At 30.6% G+C, this 26761-nt stretch carries 21 protein-coding genes; 4 read left to right on the top strand and 17 right to left on the bottom strand.

Annotation, left to right across the window (positions count from 1 at the left end; translation table 11 throughout):
• Positions 1–4 precede the first annotated feature (4 nt).
• From BUE10_RS06470 to surE, 5 genes are read right to left on the bottom strand one after another with little or no spacing between them, the layout of a single operon-like run.
• Positions 5–2041 (bottom strand): ComEC/Rec2 family competence protein, encoded by a 2037-nt coding sequence (locus tag BUE10_RS06470; RefSeq protein WP_073483459.1) that lies wholly within the window; start codon positions 2039–2041, stop codon positions 5–7.
• A gap of 45 nt (positions 2042–2086) precedes the next feature.
• Positions 2087–2572, bottom strand: a complete 486-nt coding sequence (locus BUE10_RS06465) for a C40 family peptidase (protein ID WP_073483457.1) — start codon at positions 2570–2572, stop codon at positions 2087–2089.
• An 11-nt stretch (positions 2573–2583) separates the two neighbouring features.
• Entirely contained in the window at positions 2584–3699 is a 1116-nt protein-coding gene (lpxB, locus tag BUE10_RS06460) for a lipid-A-disaccharide synthase (protein WP_073483455.1), read from the bottom strand.
• A 35-nt stretch (positions 3700–3734) separates the two neighbouring features.
• Positions 3735–4007 (bottom strand): hypothetical protein, encoded by a 273-nt coding sequence (locus tag BUE10_RS06455; RefSeq protein WP_056207642.1) that lies wholly within the window; start codon positions 4005–4007, stop codon positions 3735–3737.
• Positions 4000–4779 carry a 5'/3'-nucleotidase SurE gene (gene surE / locus BUE10_RS06450; protein WP_073483453.1) on the bottom strand — a complete coding sequence of 260 codons (780 nt, stop codon included), beginning with the start codon at positions 4777–4779 and terminating at the stop codon, positions 4000–4002. The genes BUE10_RS06455 and surE overlap by 8 nt, the downstream gene beginning before the upstream one ends.
• A 212-nt stretch (positions 4780–4991) precedes the next feature.
• On the opposite strand from surE, the gene BUE10_RS06445 reads away from it, so the two are divergent.
• Positions 4992–7175: a carboxy terminal-processing peptidase gene (locus BUE10_RS06445; RefSeq protein ID WP_073483451.1), complete on the top strand. Its 2184-nt coding sequence runs from the start codon at positions 4992–4994 to the stop codon at positions 7173–7175.
• An 88-nt stretch (positions 7176–7263) separates the two neighbouring features.
• Positions 7264–8049 (top strand): DNA/RNA non-specific endonuclease, encoded by a 786-nt coding sequence (locus BUE10_RS06440; protein ID WP_073483449.1) that lies wholly within the window; start codon positions 7264–7266, stop codon positions 8047–8049.
• On the opposite strand, the gene rpe is transcribed toward BUE10_RS06440, so the two are convergent.
• Positions 8026–8688 (bottom strand): ribulose-phosphate 3-epimerase, encoded by a 663-nt coding sequence (gene rpe / locus BUE10_RS06435; RefSeq protein WP_073483447.1) that lies wholly within the window; start codon positions 8686–8688, stop codon positions 8026–8028. The two genes, BUE10_RS06440 and rpe, sit on opposite strands and share 24 nt — an antisense overlap.
• A 250-nt stretch (positions 8689–8938) precedes the next feature.
• On the opposite strand from rpe, the gene BUE10_RS06430 reads away from it, so the two are divergent.
• Positions 8939–10861 (top strand): transglutaminase domain-containing protein, encoded by a 1923-nt coding sequence (locus tag BUE10_RS06430; protein ID WP_073483445.1) that lies wholly within the window; start codon positions 8939–8941, stop codon positions 10859–10861.
• A 6-nt stretch (positions 10862–10867) separates the two neighbouring features.
• Positions 10868–13018, top strand: a complete 2151-nt coding sequence (locus BUE10_RS06425; protein WP_073483443.1) for a DUF3857 domain-containing protein — start codon at positions 10868–10870, stop codon at positions 13016–13018.
• 199 nt (positions 13019–13217) lie between these two features.
• Here the strand turns inward: BUE10_RS06425 and BUE10_RS06420 are convergent, their stop codons facing one another.
• The 11 genes from BUE10_RS06420 to BUE10_RS06370 all read right to left on the bottom strand — a co-directional run bounded on the left by BUE10_RS06420 (position 13218) and on the right by BUE10_RS06370 (position 26677).
• Complete coding sequence (locus BUE10_RS06420) at positions 13218–14081, bottom strand: sigma-70 family RNA polymerase sigma factor (protein ID WP_007804760.1); 864 nt, start codon at positions 14079–14081, stop codon at positions 13218–13220.
• Positions 14082–14252: 171 nt separating this feature from the next.
• Positions 14253–15947, bottom strand: coding sequence for a hypothetical protein (locus tag BUE10_RS06415; protein ID WP_234984720.1), 1695 nt, complete (start codon positions 15945–15947; stop codon positions 14253–14255).
• A gap of 14 nt (positions 15948–15961) precedes the next feature.
• Positions 15962–17137 (bottom strand): DUF4249 domain-containing protein, encoded by a 1176-nt coding sequence (locus BUE10_RS06410; protein WP_073483439.1) that lies wholly within the window; start codon positions 17135–17137, stop codon positions 15962–15964.
• Between the two features lie 57 nt (positions 17138–17194).
• Complete coding sequence (locus BUE10_RS06405; RefSeq protein WP_073483437.1) at positions 17195–18388, bottom strand: DUF4249 domain-containing protein; 1194 nt, start codon at positions 18386–18388, stop codon at positions 17195–17197.
• Between the two features lie 3 nt (positions 18389–18391).
• A complete protein-coding gene (locus BUE10_RS06400) occupies positions 18392–21178 on the bottom strand; it encodes a TonB-dependent receptor (RefSeq protein ID WP_073483435.1) in 2787 nt (928 codons plus the stop codon).
• A gap of 5 nt (positions 21179–21183) precedes the next feature.
• Positions 21184–21927 (bottom strand): hypothetical protein, encoded by a 744-nt coding sequence (locus BUE10_RS06395; RefSeq protein ID WP_073483433.1) that lies wholly within the window; start codon positions 21925–21927, stop codon positions 21184–21186.
• Between the two features lie 191 nt (positions 21928–22118).
• Positions 22119–22370 (bottom strand): hypothetical protein, encoded by a 252-nt coding sequence (locus BUE10_RS06390; RefSeq protein WP_073483431.1) that lies wholly within the window; start codon positions 22368–22370, stop codon positions 22119–22121.
• A 189-nt stretch (positions 22371–22559) separates the two neighbouring features.
• A complete protein-coding gene (locus tag BUE10_RS06385; RefSeq protein ID WP_073483429.1) occupies positions 22560–23306 on the bottom strand; it encodes a LytR/AlgR family response regulator transcription factor in 747 nt (248 codons plus the stop codon).
• A gap of 1 nt (position 23307) precedes the next feature.
• Positions 23308–24732 carry a tetratricopeptide repeat-containing sensor histidine kinase gene (locus BUE10_RS06380; protein ID WP_234984719.1) on the bottom strand — a complete coding sequence of 475 codons (1425 nt, stop codon included), beginning with the start codon at positions 24730–24732 and terminating at the stop codon, positions 23308–23310.
• Positions 24733–25115: 383 nt separating this feature from the next.
• Complete coding sequence (locus BUE10_RS06375; protein ID WP_073483425.1) at positions 25116–25508, bottom strand: hypothetical protein; 393 nt, start codon at positions 25506–25508, stop codon at positions 25116–25118.
• A 206-nt stretch (positions 25509–25714) separates the two neighbouring features.
• Complete coding sequence (locus BUE10_RS06370; protein WP_073483423.1) at positions 25715–26677, bottom strand: hypothetical protein; 963 nt, start codon at positions 26675–26677, stop codon at positions 25715–25717.
• Positions 26678–26761: the final 84 nt, after the last annotated feature.

The raw sequence follows: 26761 nt of genomic DNA, 5'->3' as shown, positions 1-26761 counted from the left end.
AAGATTAGTTTAACCTATAAAATCCCTTTTCGGCAGTGGCATGAAAAGGGATATTTTTTTTCTCGCAGCTCAATTTCCACATTTTTTGAATTGCATACGCATTTGTTCCATCTGCAATAATAATTTTGGGATGTAATTCGGTTAAAACTCTATCTATATTTATTTTGGGAGACTGTGTCAAAATCACAATATCAGGATGGCTTTTATTTTCATAAACTCCCGTGCTGTCAATTATGGAGATTTTCTTTCCATTAAAAAATAAGACATTCTCAATTCGCTGGGATTTGTTTAAAACACTAAAATTGCCCACTAAATAAGAATTGAAAGCATTGTTTATTGAGCTTTTGTTTCCAGTTGTATCGCTCGTAAAAAGTGTAATATTATTGCCGAATCTTTTTGAGATTAAAGTGTTCTTTTTGATATTATAAACAATCAACTCCTTTTGATCTGCTGTTTCTTTTTTAGTATAAATGAAAGAAAGCTGTAATAAAATTACTGATACAAATACAACAATAAGTTTGCTGTAACTAGGTTTCTTTGAGCAGATTATTGCACTGATTATTACGAAGTAAAGTGTAACCAAATAATAAAAATTAAAACTGATATCCTGAATAACAAAAGATTCAAAAGATGCGACATAATGGATCATTTGGTTTAAAATGAAAATGCTTTTTTCGAAAATGTAAACCAAAATTTCGGGTGGACTTTTAAAGATTGCAAAAATCATAACGATTATTCCGGCAATCATGATGAAAGATAAAACGGGAAGAATTATAATATTGGTAACAAAGAATAATCCCGGAAATTGATGAAAATAATAAAGACATAAAGGTAAAGTTCCAATTTGTGCAGCAAATGAGACCGTTAAAGAATCCCAGATATAAATTGCGATTTTGTTTTTGGGCGACCAGATTTTCTTTAATATCGGCTGAAGCCAAACTATAAAATATAATGCTAAATAGCTTAATTGAAAACCAACATCAAATAAGAAATAAGGTTCGAAAAGCAATATCAATAAAATGGAAACTAAAAGCGTATGATAAATATTTCCGCTTCGGCGAAGATGATTTCCAATAGCTACAAAAGAAAACATTACAACCGAACGCAAAACTGATGGAGATAAACCCGATATAACGGCAAAACCAGCCAGCGAAATTAAAATAGAAAATAGTTTAATTGCCGAGCCTTTTCGAGTATTAGGAATTGGCTTTAAAACAAACATGATAAAAAGCATTATAAAGCCAACGTGCAGTCCCGAAACCGAAAGAACATGCGTCGCTCCAGAATATTGATAATCTTTTATAATATCGGCTGAAATTTCCTGCTGCTGTCCCAAAATTAGGGCCAGCGCCACATTCATTTCATCTTTACTAAAATGAGCGCTTTCAAGATTTTTTAAAATAGTGGCATGGAGTCGGCCAGAGTAATACCATATATCTTTTTTGATGGTTTGGCTGATTTTGATTTCTGATTTTTTGCAATAAACCTGTGCGTAAATCTGTTTGTCGGCTAAGTATTTAGCATAGTTAAATTGATTTGGGTTTTTACTCGATGATGTTTTTTGTAAAGCGGTTTTAACTTTAATTATATTCCCAATTATCAATGGGTTTTGAGTACTGTCTTTTTGAATATTGACAATAATTTTCCCTGAATAAGTTTTATTTTCAATCGTATTTACAAGCCCGATATAACGATCGTTGTAATCGTTGCTTTTGAGTTTTTCACGTAACGTAAAAGTTATAAATTGGGATTTTTCAAAAGCTGTTTGAGAATGTGTGTAATTCGATTTATCAAGAGTATCAGTATGAATAAGCAAAACGCAGATTCCTGTGCAGAACGAAATAAGAGCACTACTGATTCCGAAGAATAGGTTCGTCTTTTTGTTTTTCTTCGAAAGGAAAAAACTAAAACAAAATAAGACAGAACAAATTCCAAGAGCAATGAATGAAATTTGAATCGAAGGCAGACAATAATAAGAAACTAAAATGCCAAAAAGAAAGCTAATTGTAATTTTAGCTAAAGGAAAATCTAATACTTTCATGGCTTAAAAGTATTAAAAATTTGTAAGAAAATAAATATATTTTATTTATTCAATTACACGGTTTACTTGTTCGAATGAATTTTTATAATAAGCTTCTTTTGTAGAAGAAATGATTACACCTTTTGAAGTAGAAGAATGTATAAATTTAATTTCATCTGAATTTACTTCGGTAATAAGACCAACATGATTGATCTGCTTACTTTTATTCGTTTTAAAGAAAATCAAATCTCCTTTTTTGGCGTCATTCAGCGGAATTACTTTTCCAATTTTTGCTTGTTCAAAAGAACTTCTCGGCAATTTTATATTTTCAGATTCGAAAGTGTTGTAAACCAAGCCAGAACAGTCAAAACCACTTTTTGTAGTTCCGCCTGCTTTGTATTTAACGCCAATATTATCTGTTGCAGTTTCAATTAAATTTTTCACAATAGATCTGTTTTCTTTTTTCGGTTCGTTTTTGCTTACAGCAGTCGAAGTCGATTTACAAGAAACCAACACGATTGATAAAAGAAGAAAAACGAGTATTTTTTTCAAAACAGAAATGTTTAAGATTTTAAATCGGCAACAATAAGTTTAGCTGTTTTTTTGCTTGCGCCAACTCCGCCTAGTTTTTGCTCTAAAATATCATAGTTTTTTAGCAGCTTTTCACGGTGAGAAGGTTCCAGTAATTTGTTCAATTCTTCTTTGATTCGTTTTGTGTTACATTCACTTTGAATCAGTTCCGTTACAACTTCCTGATCCATAATTAAATTAACAAGCGAAATATATTTTAAAGTAATAATTCGTTTTGCAATTTGATATGAAATGGCACTTCCTTTATAACAAACGACTTCGGGAACTTTAAAAAGAGCCGTTTCTAAAGTTGCTGTTCCAGAGGTAACCAATGCCGCAGTCGAAGAACGCAATAAATCATAAGTTTTATTCGAAACAAATGCAATGTTTTTGTTTTTAATAAACTGCTGGTAAAATTCATAATCCTGACTTGGCGCACCCGCAATAACAAATTCATAATCCTGAAAATCATCAACAACACTCAGCATAACACTCAGCATTTTTGTAATTTCCTGTTTACGGCTTCCCGGTAAAACGGCAATAATTGGTTTTTCTCCCAATTTATACTCTTCTCTAAAAGCAGTTTCATTAAAAGCAGGCTGATTTTGAATAGCATCAATTAAAGGATGTCCAACAAAATCTACAGGAAAATGATGTTTGTCTTCGTAAAAACTTTTTTCAAAAGGCAAAATCACAAACATTCTGTCAACGTCTTGTTTAATAGCGTTGATTCGGTTTTCTTTCCAAGCCCAAATTTGCGGAGAAATATAATAATGTGTTTTGTAATTCAGTTCTTTAGCCCATTTTGCAATACGCATATTAAAGCCCGGGTAATCAATAAAAATTAAAACATCCGGTTTAAATTCAGAGATATCTTTTTTGCAGAATTTGATGTTATTTAAAATAGTTTTTAAGTTAAAAACCACTTCAACAAAACCCATAAAAGCCAATTCGCGATAATGTTTTACCAATGTTCCGCCGGCTTTTTGCATTAAATCACCGCCCCAAAATCTGATGTCAGCCTGAGGATCTTCCTCATATAATGCTTTCATTAAATTAGAACCGTGTAAATCTCCAGAAGCTTCGCCAGCTATTATGTAATATTTCATATCAACGAATTTTTATTGCAGCACAAAGATAGGATTTAAATAATTATGGTCGAAATTGCTAAAACAATCACGGCTAAAATCACGCCTCTGGCCATCATTTCTTTGTTTCTTTTTAAGAGAATTAAAAAAACAGGAAGATCTAAAACAGCTCCAATTGTAATCACTTTTCCTAAATATCCCATTTCTCTAATAGTTTGAATTCCAGCTGGAAGATCAAATTTTGTAAAAAATTTGATAAACAAATAACTTCCAAGAAGAGAAGTAAAAATTCCAACAATAAATCCGATTACGAGTTCTTTTTTATCCATTTAATTTCCAAGTATTAAGTTGCTGCATTGTATGATGTGCGGTTAAGTCAAACTGAACAGGAACTACTGAAATATATCCGTTTTCAAGTGCCCATTCATCAGTATCTTCGCCATTGTCTTCATTGGTAAATTTGCCCGTTAACCAGTAATAATCTTTCCCAAAAGGAGTTTGTCTTTTGTCAAATTTTTGGGCATAATAAGCTTTCGCCTGACGGCAGATTTTTATTCCTTTGATTTCTTTTTCACTCAATTTCGGAAAGTTAACATTTAAAACCACTCCGGTCGGAAGTTTATTTTTTAATGTTTCCAGAGCAATTTTTTTCACGAATGCTTTAGCGGGTTCAAAATCGGCATTCCAGTCAAAGTCTAAAAGAGAAAAACCAATTGCCTGAATTCCTTCAATTCCGGCTTCGACAGCGGCGCTCATTGTTCCCGAATAAATCACATTTATAGAAGAATTTGATCCGTGATTAATTCCCGAAACACACAAGTCCGGTTTTCGTTTTAAAATTTCATTAACGGCCAGTTTTACACAGTCTACAGGTGTTCCGGAACAGCTGTATTCTGTAATGGAATCTCCATCTTTAGAAATTTTATCCAGAAATAAAGTATTGTTTATCGTAATTGCGTGTCCCATTGCGCTTTGAGGCTTGTCTGGGGCGACCACAACGACATCGCCTATAGTTTCCATAACGCTTATTAAAGCTCTGATTCCGGGAGCCAGAATTCCGTCATCATTCGTAACTAATATTAAAGGTTTTTCGTCTTTCATGCTGTGTTTTCCATTTTTGATTTATCAAAATAAAAGCTTGTTAGGGCAAATGTAGTAACAGATTTTGGTAGAATACTAACAAATAAATAAAAATTGTAAACTAAATTCCAGAAGGCTTTTAAGCATCAAACATTTTTATATCTTTAACAAAAAATTATACTGATCTTGGCATGTTGGCATAGTTTTTACCGTAACTTAGATTAAAAAATTTGATGAATGCTATTATTAAGTTTATGAAAAGAAATTATAAAATACTTATAGCCGTATTATGCTTGTCTTTAACCCTGTTTGCTTTTAAAATAAATGCTGACAAGAATGATGATCCGGATCCAAATAAAGACAAGACATTATTAGAATTACTGGCTTTTGTTATTGAAAAAGGACACTACAGTCCAGCTGAAATAAATGACGAATTTTCGAAAGGTATTTTTAAAGATTATATCGAAGCATTAGATCCTTCGAAGCGATTTTTCCTGCAGTCTGATATTGATGAATTTAAACAATATGAGTTAATGCTGGACGATCAGTTTTTGAATAAAGATTTGACATTTTTCAACTTGACTTATACAAGGCTGATGAAGAGAATGGAAGAAAGCAAAAAGCGTTACAAAACGATTTTAGCTCAGCCATTTAACTACACAACAGATGAGACTTTTAATGCAGATTATGAGAAACTTCCGTATGCAAAAAACTTAACGGAAATCAATGAAAGATGGAGAAAACAAATTAAATTATCTACACTTTCATCTCTTGTAACAAAACAAAAAATTGAAGAAGAGAAAAAGAAAAAAGATCCTTCTTATCAGGAAAAATCTTTTGATGCTTTAGAAAAAGACACTCGCGAAAGTTCATTAAAATCTTTAGATGATAATTTTAGTGTAATTAAAGATTTGAATAAAGATTACTGGTTTTCAGTGTATTTGAATTCAATCATGGCTCGTTTTGACCCTCATACAAGTTATTTTGCTCCAGAAGAAAAAGATCGTTTTGATGTAAACATCAGCGGAAAATTAGAAGGAATTGGTGCAAGATTGACGAAGAAAAATGATTTCACTCAAATTGATGAGTTAATTTCTGGAGGACCAGCATGGAAAGGAAAACAACTTGAGGCGGGAGATTTAATCTTAAAAGTAGCTCAAGGAAACGATGAACCTGTTGATGTGGTTGGAATGCGTCTTGATGATGTTGTGAAAAAAATCAAAGGTCATAAAGGAACTGAAGTTAAACTTACCGTTAAAAAAGTAGACGGAAGTATTAAAGTAATTTCAATTATCAGAGATGTTGTTGAAATTGAAGAAACGTACGCAAAATCAAGTATTGTTGAGAAAAACGGATTGAAATACGGCGTTATTTATCTGCCTAAATTTTATATCGATTTTGAAAACAAAGACGGTCGCGATGCCGGAAAAGATATTGCTCTTGAAGTTGAAAGACTGAAAAAAGAAAACATAAACGGTATTGTTCTTGATGTTCGTGATGACGGTGGAGGATCTCTTTCTACAGTGGTTGATATTGCTGGTTTATTTATTGAAGAAGGACCAATTGTTCAGGTAAAATCTGCTGGTAAAAAGAAAGAGGTTTTATACGATAAAGATAAAAAAATAGAGTGGGACGGACCATTAGTAATTATGGTGAACAGTTTCTCTGCTTCGGCTTCTGAGATTTTAGCAGCGGCAATTCAGGATTACAAACGTGGCGTTATCATTGGTAGTAAACAAACTTACGGTAAAGGGACTGTACAAAATGTACTTGATTTGAACCAATTTGTTCGTAATGCAAATTATGGAGATTTAGGTGCTTTGAAAATTACAGGCCAAAAATTCTATAGAATTAACGGAGGTTCAACTCAGTTAGAAGGTGTTCATAGTGACGTGGTTATGCCAGATCGTTATGCTTACTTAAAAATGGGAGAACGCGATATTGATAATGCAATGCCATGGGATAAAATTGACCCGGCAGATTACAGCATTTGGACATCTAATGAAAACTTTACGAAAGCAATCGAGAAAAGTAAAAACAGAATTTTACAAAATCCTCAATTTAAATTAATTGAAGATAATGCAAAATGGATCGATGTTAAGAATAAAGAAAATATATACAGCTTGAACATTAACAGTTTTAAACAAACTCAGGAACAAGTTGAAAATGAAGGAAAAAAATACAAACCAATTTCTGATTATAAAAACAGTTTAGTGTTTAGATCATTGCCTTATGAAGAGGTTGAAATGAACAACGACGCTACATTGAAAGAAAAAAGAGAAGCTTGGCATCAAGCATTATCTAAAGATGTTTATGTTGAAGAAGCATTAAATGTTTTAGATGACTTACAATCTAAATCTTTAGTAAAAAATGGCGTTTCTCCTAAAATGAAAAAAGATAAATTGGTAAAATCTTAAAGATTTTAAATGTTTAATTTGTTATTAAAAAACGCTTCTTAAAGTAATTTATGAAGCGTTTTTTAGTTTAAAAGAAAAAGTAATATTTATGAAAAGTATTTTAGTTTGCGGATTGATTGGTTTAGCATTACTTTCCTGTAAAAAGGAAAACGAAACTGTTGTTGAAACAGAAATAGCAAAAACAGAAAATTCATTTGTTTCTGATCAAAGTAATACAGGTTCTTTATATTCAGTTGCTTATCAGCCAACTTCAACTACAAATCAAATTGTAGCACATAAATATTATACACTTTCTTATAATGAAAAGTTTGAGCAGGCAGAATGGGTGGCTTATGAATTGAAGAAAGAATATTTAAAAAATGGAAATTACAAACGTCCGTATTTTATTGAAGATCCAAAAGTAACAACAGGTTCTGCAGATTGGAGAAATTATAAAAAATCAGGTTATGATAAAGGACATCTTTGTCCTGCGGGCGATATGGAATTTAGCAAAGACGCTTATGATGATACTTTTTATACTTCGAATATTTCACCGCAAAGACATGAATTTAATAGCGGAATCTGGAACAGAATAGAGCAGAAAACACGTTATTGGGCTGGAAAATACAATGATATTTATGTAGTTACTGGTGGAATCCTGAAAGATTCAGATAAAAAAATAGGAACAGAGAAAGTTTCTGTTCCTAAATATTTTTATAAAATTGTTTTAGCCAAATCAGGAAAGGAACATAAAGCAATCGCTTTTTTGGTTCCGAATGAAGACAGCGATAAACCAATTTATGATTTCGTTGTTCCTATTGAAACTCTGGAAAAAATGACTGGAATTGATTTCTTCCCGAATTTAAAAAACTTAAAAAGCAGTAAGGACTTTTAAATCTGCAATTGTTTCGGTTGGGTTTTCTGCTTTAAAAACAAAGCTTCCGGCAACTAAAACATCGGCTCCGGCTTCTACTAATTGTTTTGCATTTATGTTGGTTACACCGCCGTCAATTTCGATAAGAGTTGATGCGTTTTTGCGTGTAATTAAAGCTTTTAGTTTTTTTACTTTATCGTAAGTGTTTTCAATAAACGACTGTCCGCCAAAACCCGGATTCACACTCATGATACAAACTAAATCAATATCATTAATAACATCTTCTAACAAGTCAATATTAGTATGCGGATTAATAGCAACTCCAGCTTTCATTCCTTCGGCTTTAATAGCTTGTAATGTTCTGTGTAAATGTGTACAAGCTTCATAATGTACCGTTAAACCATTAGCGCCTAAATCAGCGAAGGTTTTAATATAACGATCCGGATCAATAATCATTAAATGTACATCAATATATTTTTTGACATGTTTAGAAATGGCTTCTAAAACAGGCATCCCAAAAGAAATATTCGGAACAAAAACTCCATCCATAATATCAATATGAAACCAATCGGCCTGGCTGATATTAATCATTTCGATATCACGCTGCAGGTTCGCAAAATCGGCAGCAAGAACTGAAGGAGCAATAAGAGTATTTTTCATTGTGTAGTGATGTGTTTTTTTACAAAGATAAAATTTTTTAACCGTAATCCCGACAGCTATCGGGAGCAAGGTTTTATGCAAAGTTTTTATAAGTTTAAGATGTTTATGTTTTGCTAGATTTATTTTTAATATAGTAAGATTTTGGTATTATTTTAATTAAAATAATAAGAAAGAAATATAGTAAATCTAAAAAAGGAAATAAATAATTCGTATGGGTTTTTTTGTAAATTGCGGCAAATAATCCTACTTGATGAAAATAACTCTACTTTCAATTATTACCTTTTTTTTATCTGCAAATATGCTCTTTAGCCAAAAGGCATTAGACCCTACAGCAGAAGATATTCAATTAGCAAAATCACTTAGAGAAAAATATTCTAAAGATGATGTCGCCGTTTTAGAAAGCAAGGAAAACATTACGTTTGAACTTAATAAAAGCGATGCTAAAGTTGTGGTTAAAAATTCTGTTAGAGAAGTTTTAATGAACATTAATCACAGAGCTGATATTAATAAATATGAGTTTTATGACAGCGAATCTTCGATTGAAAGTTTTATTCTGAAATACAGAAATCAAAAAAATACCGGTTTTGAGGTAAAAGATCAGTTTTACAAAGACAACGATTTGTTCTACAATGATGCCCGCGTAAAGTATATGGACGTGGATTTTCCGGTTCAGGGGTATAGCTATATTTATGAGCTTGAAAAAAAATATAATGATGTTAAGTATTTTACTTCTTTGTATTTTAATGATGAGTTTCCGGTTATTAAAAAAGAAATTACTGTTACGGTTCCGGACTGGTTAAATTTAGAATTAAAGGAATTTAATTTTGAAGGAAATACTATTTCTAAAACTAAAACGCGCGACGACAGAAATGGTACTACAATTTATACTTATATAATGGAAAATGTCGATGCTTTTTATAAAGAGAAAAAAGCACCGGGAAGAAGTTATATCTATCCGCATGTTCTGGTTATTGCCAAATCATTTAAACATAGAGACAAAGAGACGATGCTTTTTAATTCGACAGCAGATCTATATAAATGGTATAAATCATTGGTAGATTCTATGAAAGATGACACAAGTCTGCTTGCTGCTAAAGTTAAAGAGTTGACGTCTTCGGCAAAAACAGATGAAGAAAAAATCAAGAATATTTATTACTGGGTTCAGGATAATATTAGATATATAGCCTTTGAAGACGGAATTGCCGGTTTTAAACCAGATGAAGCGCAAAACGTTTTTGAAAAAAGATATGGAGATTGTAAAGGAATGGCAAACCTGAGCAAACAAATGCTAAAATTGGCAGGATTTGATGCCAGACTTACCTGGATTGGCACCAAACATATTTTGTATGATTATACGACACCTTCTCTGGCGGTTGATAACCATATGATCTGTACACTGTTTTATAAAGGTAAGACCTATTTTATAGATGGTACAGAGAAGTATAATTCTTTTGGGGAAGATGCTGAAAGAATTCAAAATAAAGAAGTAATGATTGAAGATGGAGATAAATTTATCATTAAGAAAGTTCCAGCTTCGGGAAGTGAATTAAATAAAGAAATTTATAACGCCAAGTTAATTGTTGACAATGATAAATTGAGCGGAAGCTGTTCTAAAACCTATTCAGGCGAAAGCAAAACGGAGTTTTTAAATATTTTTAATTCTTTTGAAAATAATAAAAAAGGCGAAACTTTAGAAAAATACCTTTCTGCAAATGATAAAAATATTACGGCCAAAAACATTAAAACCTCAGATCTAAAAAACAGAGATTTAAAACTTTCTTTAAATTATGATATTGATGTTCAAAATAAGGTTTCAAAGTTTGATAATGATATTTTTATAGATTTAGCCTACATGGATGAATATAAAAATTTTGAGTTTAAAGACAGAAAAACAAATTACGAACTTAATTATAAAACAAATTATGAATCGAATGTAGTTTTGGCGATTCCTGACGGATATAAACTGAGTAAATTACCTGAAAACCTAAATGTAAATGAAGAAGATTTCAGTGTTCTGATTTCTTTTAAACAAGTTGGTAAAGAGATTGTTTACAAAAAGCAATTTGTGTTTAAAAATGCCGTGGTTAAAAAAGCCGATATGGTAAAATGGAATGACTTCAATAAAAACCTTAAAACAATTTATAACCAACAAATAATTTTTACCAAATCATAAAACAGTATGAATAAAACATTACTCATTTTCTTTATTACAATTTGTTTCTCTTCTTATTCGCAGGATAAAACCGAAGTAAAAGATTTCTTTTGGGGAAAATCAGACACTTTTAAAACGGTAACCAAAACTCCAGACAAATGGAAGAATGAGTCGGCAGTTATTATTTATAAATACGAACATTATGACTATCATAATTCTGGTGTAAAAGTAGTGCTTACAAGTGCTTACAGACAAAGAATAAAGCTTCAGGATGAGAATTCGGTTAAAGAATTTTCGGAATTCTCATTTAAAAATAAGTTTTATTCATCAAAAGGATACAGTTATAAACAAGGAACAACATTTTTAGGAGTTAAAATTGTTAAGCCAGACGGAAAAGAAATAGAGGTTGATGTAGATAAAGATGCAAAGGCGGTTGACGACCAGAAAAAAATAGCTATAAATGGCCTCGAAATAGGAGATATTATAGATTATTATTACTATTCGTATGAACCATTTGCTAGTCAAATTCAGAATTTTGATCCTGTCGAAACTACATTAGGAGATATATATCCTATTATGAACAGGAAAATGAAATTTTTAGTTGAAGAAGATTTTTATGTTGATTTTAATACCTATCACGGTGCGCCTGAGTTAAAAGAAGTTGCTTCTGGAGAAAAACGTACTAAGGCATACGAATTAACGGCTCATAATATTGAAAAAGAGGAGTTTCCAAGATGGTTTTATCCGTTAGTCGAACTGCCTTGTTATAAATTTCAGGTCTTTTTTGCAAAAAAATCAGGTGATGCTAAACCGTATTATTCCCAAATATTTTTACCTAAACAGAATGAGGCTTTTAAAAAAACAGTCAATAAGGATGATATTTTTGATAATTATGAAAAGGAATTCCGTGCAGTTTTTGATTTAGGAGAAACACTAAAGTTTTTAAAAGGAAAAACTTTTGAAAGTGAGGAAGAAAAAATAAAAGCAGTTTACTTATTTGCCAGACATCAGTATTACACGCAATATATTGAATCGGCAGTAATTAAAGAAGCTGATATTTTTAATTCGTATGCGATGTACAAGAATCCTGATTTCTTTTCAAACGAATGGTCTTTCATATACTATTTTATGGCTTATATGAAAGAGTTTAAAATCGATTATAATATTGTATTGGCGACAGCCAGAAATAATGGTTCTTTGGATGAATTGCTCATTAAAAAAAACCTGACTCCGTTATTACGAATCAATACACCAACTCCGTTATATCTTGAATACTGTAACCCTTTTACCACGCCGGGAACAATTGATTATAATCTTGAAAACACAAAAGGTTACATAATGGATTTTGTGAGCAACAGGACTATTGCAAATGTAAAGGAAGTGGATTTGCCATCGACTACAGTTAAAGATAATATTACAAAGGTAGTAACGAATGTTTCTATGGATGCTGATTTATCTAGTTTGAATGTTAAAAGAGCTTCAGAGTTTTATGGACATTTTAAAAGCGATGAACAAAAGGATAAATTGAAGTTTTATGATTATGTAGACGAAGATTATCAAAAGTATGGAACGGAAAGAGTTATAGATAAAGTAGGAAGTAAAAGCAAGCGCGAACAATATAACAAAGAGTTTGATGCTTTGAAAAACAAACTAAAAGATATACAAAAAGAAAACGAGAAAAAATCTCTTTCGGGAGAGTTTGATTTTGAGATTGAAAATCCAACAATTAAAATTACAAATACCGGAAGATATGGCGATAATTCTCCAGTTTCGTATGAGGAAGAATTTGTTATAAAGAATAATTTTATCAAAAAAGCAGGTGAAAATTATATTGTTGAAATTGGAAAAATACTGACTAATCAGCTTGAAATTGATAAAAAAGAAGCTGACCGAAAAAACAATGTATATATGCCATTTCCGAGGGCTTTTGAAAATGAAATTATATTTGAAATTCCTGCAGGATATAAAATTTCAGGAATTGAAAAATTAAATAAAAAGGTTCAAAATTCAACTGGAGAATTTGTTAGTACAGCTGCTTTAAAAGATAATAAGTTGATAATTAAAACAGTAAAGAAATATAATAATTACTACGAACCTAATGCAAATTGGAATAAAATAGTAGACTTTTTAGAAGCTGCTTACCAATTTACTCAGGAAAAAGTCTTGCTTAAAAAATAATAGAATTAACTTTTAGAGTCTTAAAAGTATTTGATGTTGTAAATAAAAAACTCCGGTAATCAGCCGGAGTTTCAATCATCAATCAAAAAACGAACAGTCAATCAAACTGTTGTTTACGGTAAAAATTCCAATTTTTAAATATCCAAATTCCAATTAAGGTTGGAATTTGGAATTTAAAGATATTGAAATTTATATTGTTTTATCCTAAATAAGTTTTAAGAATTTTACTTCTTGAAGTGTGTTTTAATCTACGGATTGCTTTTTCTTTAATCTGACGAACACGCTCACGAGTTAGGTCGAAAGTTTCTCCAATTTCTTCTAAAGTCATTGGGTGTTGATCGCCAAGACCAAAATACAAACGTACAACATCTGCCTCTCTTGGAGTCAATGTTTCTAACGAACGCTCAATTTCAGTACGTAATGATTCGTGAATTAATTCTCTGTCTGGGTTTGGAGATTCTCCAGAACGTAAAACGTCATAAAGGTTAGAATCTTCACCTTCAACAAGAGGTGCATCCATTGATAAGTGACGACCAGAGTTTTTCATAGACTCTTTTACGTCATTTACTGTCATGTCAAGTTCTTTTGCAATTTCTTCAGCAGAAGGCGGACGCTCATTAGACTGCTCTAATAACGCATACATTTTGTTGATTTTATTGATAGAACCAATTTTGTTTAATGGTAAACGAACAATACGTGATTGTTCTGCAAGAGCCTGAAGGATCGATTGACGAATCCACCATACGGCATAAGAAATGAATTTGAATCCACGAGTTTCATCAAAACGCTGTGCGGCTTTAATAAGACCCAAGTTTCCTTCATTAATTAAATCAGGAAGAGTTAATCCTTGATTTTGATATTGTTTAGCAACCGATACAACGAAACGTAGGTTGGCTTTTGTTAATTTTTCTAAAGCTCTTTGATCACCAGCCTTTATTCTTTGTGCTAATTCTACCTCTTCATCAGCGGTAATTAGGTCAACTTTTCCGATTTCTTGTAGATATTTATCTAACGATGCAGTTTCACGATTGGTTACCTGCTTGGTGATTTTAAGTTGTCTCATGTTATTTGTCTCCTCAATTTTTAAGTGTACAGATTGTTATACGTATGAAGTTTCAAAAAAGTTACAAATTGTATCAAAAATAATTTGTTTTTTTTAAAAAATAAAAAACCTGCCTAGGAATAGACAGGTTTTCAATATGTTATGATATTTCTTTACAAATAAAAAATTAAATTAATTTGCTGTTGCATTTTGAACTTCTATATTTTCTTTTACAGAAACCGGAATTCCGCTTTTAGTAAAACCTTCAAGTCTTATTTCAAAAGTACCGGAAAGGTCAGAAGTATAAAATGAAGTTTCAGAATCTTTGTTTAACTGAACATCAGGATTCCAGAACAATTGATTTCTAAAATCAGGAATTCTTTGATTGTCAGCAATATTTTCATAGTTTACCTTATTATATATTTTTTTAGGCTGCGGTCTTAAAACAACTGGTTTTACAATTGAAGATCCTGTTTGAGTACTTTTAAAATCTTTATCAAAAGTTGTAAAACTAATTAAGCCATTAAATGATTTTGATCCAACATAATAACGGCCTACAATAAGTTCAATTTTATAAACGTTTTTCATATTGTAGTTTACAAGATCATTTTGGTTTTCTAAATATAATCCGTCAACCAGAACAAGTGCTGATTCTGGAAGCTGAGGAAAAATACTTGGATCATTTACGTGCAGATACAATTTATCCTCTTTTTGTTTAGAGTAGACTTCAACAACAACTTCTGTAATGGTTTCTTTTAAAGTTTTAAAACGAGTAAAATCATCTAAAATGTATTCTTTAGGAAGAGGATAATAAAAAGCATCTAAACTTGGAGTTTTTTCAATATTGTCAACTTTTTTATGAAAATAAGCATTTTCTACCTGACTTGAAATTGATCTTTCCAAAAGGCTTTCTTTAAATGTATACGATAGTTTAGCATCTTTTTCGAATGATATTTTGCTGTAATCAATCTCTGGAGCATTGTTTACTGCAAGATCATAATTGTTTGCTTTTTCATCAATAAGCTGAATAACGATATTAGAAGTGTAAAATGTTTTATCTACATTAAAAATAAAGTTTCCTTTGCTGTCTGTTTTTACAACTTTAAAAGCAAATGATTTTCCCGGAATTGATAATCCAATTGAAAGGTTTTCGATTTTATCGGTTTTGTTTTTTGCTGTAATTTTTCCTGAAATAATTTCACCTCTCAATTCTGGCAAAATAATTTTATCCTGATTTTGTAAATCTAATACAACTGGATAAGAAGTATTCGATGCAAATTTTACAGCCGAAATTTGATTTTGAGCTGGGATGTTATCCAATTTTCGAACAGAAAGAGAATAAACTCCATCTACAAAATTATTGTTTGATGACTGAATTTTTAGGTCAACCAATTCACGATTTGTAAATGTTTTTTTGTTTAGCTTAAGTACAACATTTTCATTTTTTAAATCATTAGATGTATTTGACCCGCTGGCTAAAAGATTTTCAGCTGTTGTTTTTTCATCTGTTTTGTATGGATTAACGATGTTTATATTCAATTGAAACAATTCAGAAACTGGTTTGTTTAACATCCAGTTTGTGTAGCCAATTAATTTATAACTCCCTGTTTTTAAAGTTGTCGGAATGAAGTAATCGCCTTGTCCGTTTGCGTTTTCAAGCGAAACTTTTGTTTTAAATACTGACTTTTTAGTATTATCTAAAAGTTCTACGTAGGCAACTTTACTAATGTCGCTTGGTGTTTTGTCTGTTGCTTTTAAACAATAGACTTTATATAACAAAGTTTCGCCAGAAACAAATGTTGTTGCATTTGCGTGAATGAAAACAGTTTCATCTACAGCAATCGTTTGCTGCGCTTTACTTAATTGCGTATTAATTAATACAAACAATAAAATTATATGTTTTAGTCTATCCAAAATGAAGGTTTTACGTTAGATGAAAATGATGTGCAGTCTCCGCATACAGCGTCTACTAATTTATAATTTATGCCGCTGTTTCCTATATAGGTCATGAGTTCTCTATTAATATTATAGATCATGGTTTCTCCCTCGCAGTCTTCTCCGCCAAAACAAAATTTAAAAGGAACGTCGTCGCAGGTATTAAAATAGGGTATAGGTTTGTTTGGGAAAAAATCACTGTAATTAAAAAATATTCTTTTTTCTGAATAAGAAGCTACATCAAAAAAGCCAATGACTTTAGTGCTCGAATCATTAATACATTTTATGTTTCCTGAGATTAAACCCGGTTGTTTTGGAGATAAAATGCTCGATGAACTAGCGATATCTCTTAATGTTTTATGAAAGGTATAAGCTTCTAAATTTTCTACATATTGTTTTACTAATATGCTGTATCTATGACCTATTATGTAATTACTTTCTTCAATAAAACGGATTGGCAGGTTTACACGATCTTCCGTTTTATCGTTGGTATTTACTAAAATAATATCTGTTGAGTTTTTACTAGAATAACAAATTCTTGTATTAGGATCATTATTAATTAAGTCAACAGTTTGTGTACCGGTTGCAATAATTTTTAAAGATGTCCATCTTGGGGCAACGATTTTGTATGTTTCGTCATATTCATATCTGTAATATTTTGAAGTTTTTGCAGGATCAAAAGTATTTACATTTATCTGAACTCCAGTTTCATTATCCTTATTTGTTGCAAGCGAAGGAACAACACTTTCAATAGGATTTACTGTCGTTAAAGTTTGCGGAGTAGATTGATAAATTTTACCATCCTTAGTTGTGATTTCCAGTGTATATTTTCGATCAGGAACTGCCTGAAATGCAACCTGAGATTTATAAGTTCCGGAATTTTCAACAAATAGATATTCATTGTTTTGATCGTCTTTAACGCTAACTTTTGCACCAGTTTCAGTTTGAACACCTTCATCTTCAAATTTTGAAGTTTTGGTGATTTTTATTTCCTGATTTTTAAGTTCATTAGTCAAAGTGGCTTCAACAACAATTATTTCTTCGTAAGTGTTTGTTAAAAGCGGATATGTTTCTGTACATCCGTTAAAAACGATTGCAAGAAGTGATAAAAGGATTGTATTTTTTATTTTATGAATTTTCATTGCTTGAATATATTCTTTTTAATCTGATTTTGATTTGTTATTAAGAAATCATCTTTTTTAGTTATCTACCCAAAATGCAGGTTTTACGTTAGATGCAATTGTCGTGCAGTCTCCGCATGGAGGGTCAACCCAATATGTTAAATGGCTGACGTTGCCATTTCCTGAAAAATAGCGTATTTTCCCTAGAGACAGATCATCTGCATAATGACAACAGTGTGTGCAAGGATCAGGATTGAAAGGATCTTCGGCATAACAAAATTGTGTGCAGTCTATATAATAAGGAGGTGGAAATTTACCCGGAAATAAATCTTCATAGTTAAAATAAATACGTTCAGCAGATACTGAACAAACATCAAAATATCCTGATATTCTACTGTCGTTATTAATTGATCTTAAATTACCTAATAAAAGGCCAGGCTGAGTGGGAGAAACGATAGTACCTCCAGAGGCGGCTGTTTTTTTTAATGTATTGTAATAATTATATGCAGCCTGACTTTCTACATATTGTTTAACCAAAATGCTGTATCGGTGTGTAATAATATAATCTTGGTCACTAATAAATCGAGTTAAATAATCTACACGATCTTCTTTTAGATTGTTTGTGCTTAGTAACAATATTTCCACATTTTTTTTAGAACCATAGCAAGTCTGGGTGTCTGATGAATTTGGTGAAAAGACCGGAATTCCGCTTGGATCCCACTCAATTTTTATTGGCTTCCATTTTGGCGCAATAACTTTGTAGGTTTCCTCATATTCAAATCTGTAATAGATTGATTTGCCGGTAGGGTCAAAGCTGTTTACACGAATACCAACACCATTTTTATCATCCTTTTGTTCAATCGCTGCCACTACACTTTGCATAGGCGTTATAGTTGTAAGGGTTTCTGGCGATGATTCAAAAGATCTGCCGTCTTTGGTGTTAATGTGCAATTGATATTTAGTATTAGGAACAGCCTGAAATTCTATATTTGAAACATATTTGTCAGAATCTTCACTAAAATTATATTGATTGCCAGCATCATCTGTAATAAAGACTTCTGCTCCATTTTCTGAAAGATAACCTTCATCTTCAAACTTTGCAGATTTGGTAAGTTTTATTTCCTGTTTTTTAAGCTCGTTCGTTATGTTGGCTTCAACTATAAGTACATCTTCAAATCTGTTGGTGATTAACGGATATGTTTCGGTGCATCCATTAAGAATGAAAGTCAGAAAAATTAAAATTACAATATTGTAAAATTTATAATTTTTCATTTCTTAGAATTTAAAATTATAAGTAATACTCGGTACCGGAATTGAGAAAATAGAAGTTTTATATCCTTTTACTTTTCCGTTTTGATCTGTCACAAAATAAATAGAATACGGATTATTTCTTCCTAATACATTATAGATAGAAATGTTCCAGAAACTATGCGCTAACTTTTTAATTTTATGATTTCCTTCGATATTAATACCAATGTCTAAACGAATATAATCTGGTATTCTATAAGCATTTCTGTCGCTATATAATGTATATTGGGAATTTCCATATTGAAATGTTCCAATTGGGTATGTTATTGGTCTTCCTGTTTGATATAAGAAATTCGAAGATAAACTATAACGTTTTGTAAATTTATAATTTAAAATCGCACTTAAGTCATGCGGCTTATCAAAATTTGCCGGGAAAAAGTTACCGTTATTTACAATTTCTGAACTAAACTGACTGTCAAGTTTGATAAATGTACGTGAATAAGTGTAACCAATCCATCCGTTTAATCTTCCGGTTGTTTTCTTTAATAATAATTCAACTCCGTACGCTTTTCCTTCACCTTGTAATAATTCAGTCTCAACATTTTGATTTAGCAGAAGCTGCGCTCCAACTTTATAATCCAAAATGTTTTTAGATTTTTTATAATATCCTTCTAAGCTAACTTCATATTCTTCATCTTTTAACGTTTTAAAAAGACCTAAAGAAACTTGCTGTGCAGTTTGGGGTTTTACGTTAGAATCAGATAATTTCCATGTATCTGTTGGAGATTGTGTAACGTTGCTTGATAAAAGATGAATGTATTGACGTGTAACATCATAACCCGCTTTAATAGAAAAATCTTCGGTAATAAAATAACGTGCAGCCAAACGAGGCTCAAGTCCGCCATAAGTTTTTATGACTTCATTTTTTTTGTAATGTACTGTTCCAGTTACAGTCTCATCGCTTAAAGGCAGGCCGGCTTGATAAGTATTTACATTTGCTTCTCCTAAAGAGGCATAAAACGAATATCTTAAACCTAAATCAATTAATAGTTTATCACTAAATTTATAACTGTCGGCTAAATAAACAGCAGATTCCAATGCTCTTTCTTTTTCAATATCGGTAGAAATTAAAGTGGCATCAGGATTTGTTGGATGCTGATAACCTGGCGAAATATTGTATAATTTACTTGCAACACCATACGATAAAGTATGTTTTGGATTAAGCTGATAGTTGAATTTTAACTGCAATTGAGATTCATTTACTTTATATCCAAAATCAAATGCATTAATGTCATTTGAATCGTAGTCAATATTAAATTTATACTCGCTGTTTGTAAAGATTAAAGCGCCTTTGCTTTTTTTGTTAAAAGTATGGTCCCATTTTAAAGAAGCAAGTCTGTTGCTGTATTTATAAATCGAATCTGAACTTAAACTAAATTTATCATGGCTGTAATATACCGTTGCTTCAAGATTATTATTGCTGTTGATTGCGTTGTTGTATTTAATAATTCCATCATAAAATCCGGCCTGACTGTTTTTTAAATTTTCATCGTCAAGAGATTTTAAAATCCAGTCTGAATAAGTAGCACGGCCTCCAAAAATAATACTTGATTTGTTTTTTTGAATTGGCAGACTAAGCGTAAGATTTGATGTTATAGGTCCAATGGCACCTTCACCTGAGAATTTTTCTGGATTTCCATTTTTTGTAGTAATATCAAATACAGAGGATAATCTTCCTCCAAAATCTGCCGGAATACTTCCTTTATAAATATCTGCTTTCTTTGCTGTATAAGGATTTATAGCAGAGAAAAAACCTAAAAAGTGCTGCGGATTATATAAAACGGCATTATCTAAAAGAATAAGGTTTTGATCGTCTTTTCCACCTCTTACGTTAAATCCTGCAGATCCTTCGCCGGTAGTTTTAATACCCGGAAATGTTGTAGCGACTTTTAAAATGTCTCTTTCACCAAGAATTAAAGGAACATTTTTAATCCCTTCGATATCAATCGAAACTAAACCAGAAACGGTAGTTTCGGTTGTTTTTTGTCCTTTCTTTTTAATAACAACTTCATCTAACTGATTAGATCTTTCATTAATACCAATATCAAATTTTCCGTCATCATAAACCATTAAAGTTCTCACAACTTCTTTGTGGCTTAATGATTTTACTTCAATAACATTTATTCCTCGCGGAAGCTGTAACGTATAATTTCCATCAAGATCACTAGATGTGTTGATGTTTTTTCCTCTTACTTTAATGTAAATGTTTTGTTCTGCTTTTCCTGTTTCTTCATTTCTGATAGTACCAGTAACAGTATAATTTCTTTTAACAGAATCTTTATTTTCTTTTCCGATGAAAACGATCGAAGCTTTTTTAGTTACGCTGTAGCTGTTTAAAGAATCATATTGCTGATAAAATACTGGATTATCTGATTGATCATTTCCATTATTTTGATTCGTTTCGACTGGAGCATCAGAAAAATAATTAGAAGGCAGAGTATCGTGAATTGTACTGTTAAGCGTTAGAATTACTTTGTTTTTGAGAACAATATAATTCAAATCGGTTTTGCTTAAAATTGAATTAAGTACAGCATCAATTGCTGCATCAGTATAAACTCCGGAAATCAATTCTTTATTTGAATTAACCCATGTTGGATCAAAGTAAAATTTGTACGATGTTGCTGTTTCAATGCGTTTTATTGCATTTTCAAGAGTTTCATCTTTAAATGTAATTGATAATTTCTCATTAGAATTTTGCGCAATAGACAATTGAAATGAGAATAAAATAACAAAGGAGAGTAAAATTTTTTTCATTTGTCTTATTTGGTTTGAATTGAAAGAGAATTAGAAATGTATTTCATCAAATTTTTCATAAATTGATTTAAATCAGATTTTTTTAACTCTCTATTCAGTAAATAAAACCCATTGATTTGTTTTTTTTGTTCTGGGAATAGTTTGATAATATCATTCTTCCCTTTTATGATATAAATATTGTTTTTTAGATCAATAAAAAAAGAATTGTTTTCTTTGAAAGTATAGAATACGCCGGTTTCTAATACTGTTTTTTGAAGGTCTTTATGATGTTTGATGTAAAATGTAAAATCTGGTGCAATTTTAATTTCTTCATAATAGCCAAGTGTAAATTCTGGAACTGTTACAATTTTTCTGTCTATTTTGACAAAATTTTTATCCAGTATAGAAAAAGATTCAACTTTGTTTTGAATAAGATTTATTCCAATATTTTCAGATTCTCCATATTGATTTAGAACTAAAATATCTCTGTAAATGTCATATTTGAGCTTTACTTCATAATATTTTTGCCCCTCACAAGTGATTTTTCCAAGCTCATATTTGTTTATTAAATACAAATGACTGTCTCCAATTGTTCGATACGGATTAGTGTGTGGCGTTCCGTTATTAAGATCAAGATTGTCTTTTCCAACAGTTTTGTCAAACCAATTGTAAATATTTACATCGTTATTTGTTTGGCTATGAATAACATAAATGTTTAACAATAATCCAAATAACACATGGAAAACGATTTTTTTTTGATAATTTTTCAAAGGATTCTGTGGTTTTTAGTGATTTGTTTTGGGGGGTTTCCAAATTTATTAAAAAAAGGTTATAAACAAAACGTATATCTGTTAAATTGTGATAATTTCTTATTTTATTAATAGCAAAAACCCTAAATCATAATAACGATTTAGGGTTTTTAACGAATAATTTGATTGAGTTAGAATTGCGTATTTAAGTTTCAATCGTAGAAATCATCTGTGTTATCAAGGATTTCGTCAAATATTTTTTTTAATGATCTTATATAAATTGGGAACGCAATGACCAGTAAGATATATTCTAATCTTAAAACGGTAACATCATCTAAAATTTTATATAAGCAAGGAATAATTATTGCCAAGGAAACAACAACCCCAACCCATGGATTGTTTTTTATTTTTTTTATTATTGGCAAAAGTTTCATTTCAGGTTGTCTCGTTAATGCTATCTTCATCTATCTCTATTTTCATTTAGGTGGGATAAAAGTAATTTTGATCTCGATCTATAAGTCTGAAAATGTCACGAAACGCTTTTTCTCTGTCATGAACGCCATGAATTGCTTGTTATGTAGGAATATTTTCTTTTAAATAAGCATAAAAAAATCCTCTATTAAGAGGATTAGTTTTTGAATTTTAGATCTTTACTAAGATAAAATATTCATCTTTTTTATAAAATCTTTGTAAGTGTCGCTCAAATTTATTTTATGATTTCCTTTTAAAATGATAAGATTATCTGCCAGAATAATTTCTTCTATTTTATCAGTATTTACAATTGTATTGCGATGTGTTTTTATGAATTTATTTTTGTCTAATAAATCACTGATTTTAGTCAATGAAATTAGAATTACAAATTTTTCTTTCTCAGTTATAATATTGCAGTAACGTTCTTCAACTTCAATGTAAAGAATATCTTCAAGTGACACTTTTTTTAAAGAATTTTTCTTTTTAATAAATAGAGAATCATTACTGATAACTGTATTTTGTTCTTCGCTAAAAAAGACATTTGTTTGTTCATAAAATTTCTCTACAGCCATTTCTAAGGCATACAAAATTTCAAGCTCATTAAATGGTTTTATTAAAAAACTAAAAGGCCTTGTGAGCTTTGCTCTTTCAAAAACCTGGCGATCCTGAGAGCTTGTTAAAAATACAAATGGTTTAGACGCATGCGGAATTATATTGATAGATTCTGCAAAAGTTATTCCGTCTGGTTTTCCATCCAAAAAAACATCAATTATAATTATATCAACAGGCTTTTCATAAAAAAGTTTTAGTGCATCTGTATAATTTGCAGCTACTCCGGCAACATTATAGTTGTTCTTCTCTAATACTTTTACAAGTTCATCACTCTGCTCTAAAGCATCTTCTATAATTAAAACATTAATATTATCCATTTCATTTAGTTTTTGGGAATGTTAATATCATTTTAGTCCCTTTATTGAGTTCGCTTTCTATATCAAATGTTCCGGAATTTTTCTTTACCATTTGCTTACATAATTGTAAACCCAAACCGGTTCCTATAATTTCTGAATTACCTTTTTTAGCTAATAATTCACCTTCATAAAGCAATTCTTTAATAGTGTTTTCATTCATTCCAATTCCGGTATCCTGAATTATGACCTGACAAAAATCAGAATCTATTTCATTTGCCGAAAATGTAATTTGTCCATTCTTATTAGAAAATTTAATAGCATTGTCTAGTAAATTTCTAAATACAATTTTTAGAGAATCAAGATCAACAAACAGAAATATATTTTTTGAAACCGAATTTTCGAAGGTTATTGATTTGTCTAACAATAAGGGCTTATAATTATATTCGATTTGTTGTATTACGGAGTATAAATGAATTGATTCTTTATTAAAATACAATTGTTTAGTCTGCAGTAATGCCCAGTGTAATAAATTATCTAATAAGCTGTAAGTACCGTTTGCAATACTGCTGTTCTGAATAATTAAATGATTTAATTCGTCATAATTTTTAGTTTCAAGCGTGGCAGATAATTTAGAATTACTGTTTTTTAGAGCGTTTACAGATGAGCGTAAATCATGGCTTACAATCGAAAACAATTGATCTTTTGTTGCATTAAGTTCATCAAGTTTGTTTTTTTGGCGTAAAATGGTTTTGCCATTTTTTACTTTTTGTGCGTATAAATAAACTCCGCCGGTTAAAATTAATAATAAACCAATAGAAGAAAAAAACAAGGTGTTACGCTGTGTATTTTTCAATTTATTTTCTACTTTAAGAACTTTAATTTCTTTTTGTTTCTGTGCTACGGCGAACTTTTTTTCAAAATCTGCAACTGCCCAAATTTTATTTTGATTGCTAAGAGAATCTTTCCATTGCTCACATTCCTTTCTGTATTCTAGAGCTTTTTTGTAGTTTTTTCTATTTTCTTCGACAGCAGCCATATTTTGCGCTGCATTTTTTTTTGTTTCAAAGTGATTTACAAATTTTGACATTGCATAGGCTTTTTCAAAATATGGAATAGCCTGATCATCTTTGTATTGCATATAGTACAAATTCGCTATATTAGTATACAACCCAATAAGGGAAAGTAAATCTTCTTCCTTTTCTTTTAATTTTAGGCTTTTAAAAAAGAAACTTTCAGAAATTTTAAAACTGTTAAGATGTAAATAACAAATGCCCAGATTCTCATAGATTATACTTGTTTTATAATCTTTATTATTAGGGATAGGTGTTTTTTCTGCCTCATTAAAATAGTAGATTGCTTTTTTAAAATCTTTTAATTCCAAACAAATCTGTCCCAGGTTTTTATTTACAAAAGGGTAAAGTTTAAAACTTCGAGATATTAAAAGCATTTCTTTCTGAGCCTGCTTAAAAAGTCTTTTTTCTCTAAAACTGTATCCTCTAAAAAAATGGCAATAATTAGCGGTCTCTTTATTTTTTGTGATAGATAATGCGCGTATAGAATATGTTAAGGTAGAATCCCAATCCTTTTTTGTAAAAAATGATTTAGCTTTTTCAAAATCGATTTCTTTTTTGAATCCATTGGTCTTCTCCTCAATTATTCTATTTAATGTATTAGCAGTTGGTTTTACTTGACAAAAAAACAAGGAGGGAAGGCACAGGAAAACTATATTGATAAAAAATTTAATTTTTAACATATTGTAAATTAGGAATTGAAATTACAGAAAAGCAACATCGCTTAATTATTTCAATTAAGCGATGTGAATATTAATTTCTAGTTGCCTACTTGTGTTGTAGTACCTCTTGATGTTTCAGGATCAATATTTCTTAAATATGACATTACAGTAGTAATGTTTTCAACACTTTCAGAAGTATAATCTATTTCAACATACCATACATCATAAGTATTCGGTGTTTCTTCATCCCAGTCGTAATCAAAATAAACTTCGACAGTATTAACATGTTCTGTTAATGTTCCAACTACAGGGTTTTGCGAATCTTTTGAGTTAATGTATACAGTAGCACAGATTTTTAATGTTTTTACTCCATTATTGTTGTAAATTTTTGCCGAAGCTAAAGGAGGAACAGGAAAAGTAATGTTCACTGTGTCTGTAAAAGTAAAATCTACTGTGTTAATTCTTGTGATTTGAATGACATTAAAGTCCATAATAAGGTTTTTAGGGTTAATAGTTTTATTTTTGGTGGGTTAAAGATATTTTATTTCTTTAAGAAAATATAAGCATTGTCGTGTTTTTTTTGTTAAATTATTTGTTTATTACCGTTCATCGATAATAAATATTATAATTTGCTTTACAAAATAAAAAAATCAGCTGAAAGAAATGAATTGGTTTATTGTAGAAATGGCTTATTATTTTAGAAAAGTAAATCAACCTGCGAATTAATTTTTTCGAGATAATAATCTATTTTTCGAATGGCGCGATTAAAGAAAAGGTTTTGTTCTTTAATTCCAGATTGGCCTAAAGCTATTGAGTTAGTAATTTGCTGTTTAAAAAACTGATGTACATTTTTACAGCTGTCTTCATTATCTGTAATAAAATAACCCAAAAGTGTGTAAGGCACAAACATAGTTAGTTTTTCTTCTGTTTCTATGAGCATGTTATTATTCAACAATATGAGTTCATTATAATAAAGAGCAAAGTTGTTATTAGCATTATTGCATTTTGCCTGTATTAAACTTATAATTCTTTTTAAGTCTTTACAAAGTGCATTCGCGTTTTTTAAATTTAATAAGCCAGCTTCATAAAAATAAAGAATCTGCTGTAAGCTGCTATTTATAGTGGTGTCATTCCAAATTTCATTTACCGTTGTACTTTCATATGCTTTTTTTAAAGTCTGCATATATTCAGTAAAAGATTCTTCAATAACAAAGTTTTCAAAAGACACTTTTTTCTGATTAGTATTTAAAAGATTCAGCCAGACAAAAGCTTTAAATTTTGACAAAATCGTTCCGTCCATAAAATAGAACAACGGAATATCTTTTGCCGAATAATAAAGTTTTGTTTTGGGATTTTTTGTAAGTATTTCAACCTGCTGCGCCGATGCTTTAAAATACTGAAGCATATCTTTTAAGGATTCAATTTCGATTGTTTTTTCTACAATGACTTTTTCCTTTTGTGAAAATAAATTATCCAACGAAATATTAAAATGATTAGCCAGTTTGATGGTTTCGTCAATAGAAAATTTACTCTTTTGAGATATCCTTCGATGCGACGCATCATAACTGATTTCCAGAATAGAAGCAATCTCATCTATTAAAGAATTTGATTTAGAAATTTTACTTCTAATGGCTTTTAAAAACGATTCCTGATGTTTCATAATTTGCGATAATCACAAATATAACGAAATATATTATTGTTTTGCGCAAATTGATATGTGATAAATGCAATAGGTTTGTCCTGT

This window comes from Flavobacterium sp. CF108 (assembly GCF_900129795.1).
Lineage (GTDB): Bacteria > Bacteroidota > Bacteroidia > Flavobacteriales > Flavobacteriaceae > Flavobacterium.
This window is presented reverse-complemented; position numbering and strand designations above follow the sequence as displayed.

What these genes read in the sequence shown, in the direction of transcription:
- BUE10_RS06470 (WP_073483459.1), bottom strand. Translation starts at nt 2,041, where the DNA reads ATGAAAGTATTAGATTTTCCTTTAGCTAAAATTACAATTAGCTTTCTT.
- lpxB (WP_073483455.1), bottom strand. Translation starts at nt 3,699, where the DNA reads ATGAAATATTACATAATAGCTGGCGAAGCTTCTGGAGATTTACACGGT.
- BUE10_RS06455 (WP_056207642.1), bottom strand. Translation starts at nt 4,007, where the DNA reads ATGGATAAAAAAGAACTCGTAATCGGATTTATTGTTGGAATTTTTACT.
- surE (WP_073483453.1), bottom strand. Translation starts at nt 4,779, where the DNA reads ATGAAAGACGAAAAACCTTTAATATTAGTTACGAATGATGACGGAATT.
- BUE10_RS06445 (WP_073483451.1), top strand. Translation starts at nt 4,992, where the DNA reads ATGAATGCTATTATTAAGTTTATGAAAAGAAATTATAAAATACTTATA.
- BUE10_RS06440 (WP_073483449.1), top strand. Translation starts at nt 7,264, where the DNA reads ATGAAAAGTATTTTAGTTTGCGGATTGATTGGTTTAGCATTACTTTCC.
- rpe (WP_073483447.1), bottom strand. Translation starts at nt 8,688, where the DNA reads ATGAAAAATACTCTTATTGCTCCTTCAGTTCTTGCTGCCGATTTTGCG.
- BUE10_RS06430 (WP_073483445.1), top strand. Translation starts at nt 8,939, where the DNA reads ATGAAAATAACTCTACTTTCAATTATTACCTTTTTTTTATCTGCAAAT.
- BUE10_RS06425 (WP_073483443.1), top strand. Translation starts at nt 10,868, where the DNA reads ATGAATAAAACATTACTCATTTTCTTTATTACAATTTGTTTCTCTTCT.
- BUE10_RS06420 (WP_007804760.1), bottom strand. Translation starts at nt 14,081, where the DNA reads ATGAGACAACTTAAAATCACCAAGCAGGTAACCAATCGTGAAACTGCA.
- BUE10_RS06410 (WP_073483439.1), bottom strand. Translation starts at nt 17,137, where the DNA reads ATGAAAATTCATAAAATAAAAAATACAATCCTTTTATCACTTCTTGCA.
- BUE10_RS06405 (WP_073483437.1), bottom strand. Translation starts at nt 18,388, where the DNA reads ATGAAAAATTATAAATTTTACAATATTGTAATTTTAATTTTTCTGACT.
- BUE10_RS06400 (WP_073483435.1), bottom strand. Translation starts at nt 21,178, where the DNA reads ATGAAAAAAATTTTACTCTCCTTTGTTATTTTATTCTCATTTCAATTG.
- BUE10_RS06390 (WP_073483431.1), bottom strand. Translation starts at nt 22,370, where the DNA reads ATGAAGATAGCATTAACGAGACAACCTGAAATGAAACTTTTGCCAATA.
- BUE10_RS06385 (WP_073483429.1), bottom strand. Translation starts at nt 23,306, where the DNA reads ATGGATAATATTAATGTTTTAATTATAGAAGATGCTTTAGAGCAGAGT.
- BUE10_RS06380 (WP_234984719.1), bottom strand. Translation starts at nt 24,732, where the DNA reads ATGCTTTTAATATCTCGAAGTTTTAAACTTTACCCTTTTGTAAATAAA.
- BUE10_RS06375 (WP_073483425.1), bottom strand. Translation starts at nt 25,508, where the DNA reads ATGGACTTTAATGTCATTCAAATCACAAGAATTAACACAGTAGATTTT.
- BUE10_RS06370 (WP_073483423.1), bottom strand. Translation starts at nt 26,677, where the DNA reads ATGAAACATCAGGAATCGTTTTTAAAAGCCATTAGAAGTAAAATTTCT.